Consider the following 2,059-nt stretch of genomic DNA (forward strand, 5'->3'; position numbering starts at 1 on the left):
GGGCTCCGGGAAAGTCCACCACGCTCCCAGTCTGCCGCTTGTGGCGCTGCACCGCCTCCAGGTTCAGCCCCTCGGGGTCGTAGATTCCGCCCTGAGAGTCGCTCACCGCCACCACCCGGGCCCCCATTTCGTGCAGCAGCCGGGCCGTGTGGTACCCCACGTTTCCAAATCCCTGCACCGCTACCCGAGATCCTTCCAGTCGCAGGCCCACTTCCTTCGCGGCCTCCCGGGCCACGAGCGCGCATCCCCGGCCCGTGGCATCCTCCCGGCCTACGGTCCCGCCCACGGAGGTGGGCTTCCCGGTCACCACGGCAGGAACGGAATAGCCCCGGTGCATGCTGTAGGTGTCCATGATCCACGCCATGACCTGTGGGGTTGTCCCCACATCCGGAGCCGGGATGTCGCTTTCGGGGCCCATCAGGATGGTGATCTCCGTGGCGTACCGACGGGTAAGCCGCTCGAGCTCCCCCGGAGAGAGTCGCTTAGGGTCGCACACCACCCCGCCCTTGGCTCCGCCGTACGGCAGCCCCGCCACCGCGCACTTCCACGTCATCCACATGGCCAACGCCCGAACCTCGTAGAGGGTCACGTCCGGGTGATAGCGGATGCCGCCCTTGGTGGGGCCGAGGACCGTGCTGTGGTGCACCCGGTAGCCGGTGAAGATGCGTACCGATCCATCGTCCATCTTCACGGGGAAGTTCACGGTGAGCTCCCGCCGGGGGTACATGAGGAATTCCCGGATGCCCCGTTTGAGGGGTACGTACCGAGCCGCCCGCTGGAACTGCTCCAGGGCCATCTCCCACGGGTCCTGCTGCGGTCGGAGAGTCGCCTGCATTCTCCCTCCTCAGCTCCTGGAATCCCCTGGAGAGTTTTTCTGCCTGTGCTCCAAGAACCCCTGGAGCGCGACCGCGTTGTTGTGCAGGGGGTCCCGGGCACTGTAGAGCAACGTTACGTTTCCCCGCCTGGCGGCCTCCACCACTGGCCGCCAGGTCTCGGGGCGGGACTCGAGCTCCGCGAAGTACCGCCGCTTGAACTCCTCCCACTTCGCCGGGTCGTGCCCGAACCACCGTCGCAGGGCCGCACTGGGAGCCACTTCCCGAAGCCACCCGTGTATCCGGAGATCCTCCCTCCGCATGCCCCGGGGCCAGAGACGATCCACCAAGTACCGCTCCCCATCATCGGGCTCCGCGGGATCGTAGGCGCGCTTTACCCGGATCATCCCCCTCCCTCCGGTTTTTGGCCAGACCCTCCAGATCCACCCCTCCCCCGGCCATGGGTCTTCCGAGGCTGCGAGGGTCCACGGGGCTCAGACGGAGAGATCCACGCCACGTCCCCTGCGTTACCGTGGAACCCCCCGCACCAGCAGCACCGCGAGACCCAGAACCACGAGGACGAACAGGGCATTCAGGCGGCCCACCCAGGCGGCTTGCCGGCGCAAAGTTAGGGCTCGTTGCGCATCGGGGTTCCGATCCCGCAGCAGCCGCGTGCTCGCGGGTCCTAGGTAGAAGTCGTGCACCGCACTCAGCAGGATGGCGACCAGCACGAATCCCAGCTTCCACGCCAGCACCTGCCCGAAGGGGCTCTGCCAGAGCCTTCCCGTGAGAACGCTCTCCCAGCTCACCCCCCGGTAGGTCAGGTTCAGGATCCCGGTAACGACCAGCAGCACGATACAGGTCCATGCCACGGGCCGGAACCGTTCGCCCATCCGGGCCACCAGCTCCGCCCGAGGTTGATCCTGCAGGTTCCGCAGGACGGGAATCGCCACCAGGGCCAGGAACAGCATCCCGCCCACCCACACCACCGCGCTCAGAAGGTGCACGTACACGCTCAGGTGGTACATCCGCAAGCATTCTATCCTTCTCCCCTGGAGGACTCCTTGCCCTCCGTCAAGGAGAGGTCCTCCGCGATCTCCACGAGCGCGTGCGGTTTTCGGATCACCAGCCGCTGCCGCCCCGCGGAGACGATCCCCTGCTGTGCCCACCGGCTCAGGATACGGCTTGCGGTGTACAAGGTGGTGCCCGTGAGGCCCGCGAGGTCCTCCCGGCTGAGCGGGAGGTCG

General features: G+C 67.2%; 4 protein-coding genes. All 4 read right to left on the reverse strand.

The genetic code is table 11. The features are described 5' to 3' along the window. Positions 1-835 (reverse strand): Glu/Leu/Phe/Val dehydrogenase (locus N0A24_12160; GenBank protein ID MCS7174091.1); only part of this gene is annotated, 835 nt, incomplete at its 3' end. A gap of 9 nt (positions 836-844) precedes the next feature. Next, positions 845-1,219, reverse strand: coding sequence for a DUF488 family protein (locus tag N0A24_12165; protein MCS7174092.1), 375 nt, complete (start codon positions 1,217-1,219; stop codon positions 845-847). Between the two features lie 120 nt (positions 1,220-1,339). After that, positions 1,340-1,840 (reverse strand): DUF4149 domain-containing protein, encoded by a 501-nt coding sequence (locus N0A24_12170; GenBank protein ID MCS7174093.1) that lies wholly within the window; start codon positions 1,838-1,840, stop codon positions 1,340-1,342. A gap of 11 nt (positions 1,841-1,851) precedes the next feature. Then, on the reverse strand, positions 1,852-2,059 hold a 208-nt coding region (locus N0A24_12175; GenBank protein MCS7174094.1), incomplete at its 5' end, for a helix-turn-helix domain-containing protein.

Source organism: Armatimonadota bacterium (assembly GCA_025059775.1).
In the GTDB taxonomy this organism is placed as follows: Bacteria; Sysuimicrobiota; Sysuimicrobiia; order Sysuimicrobiales; family Sysuimicrobiaceae; genus Sysuimicrobium.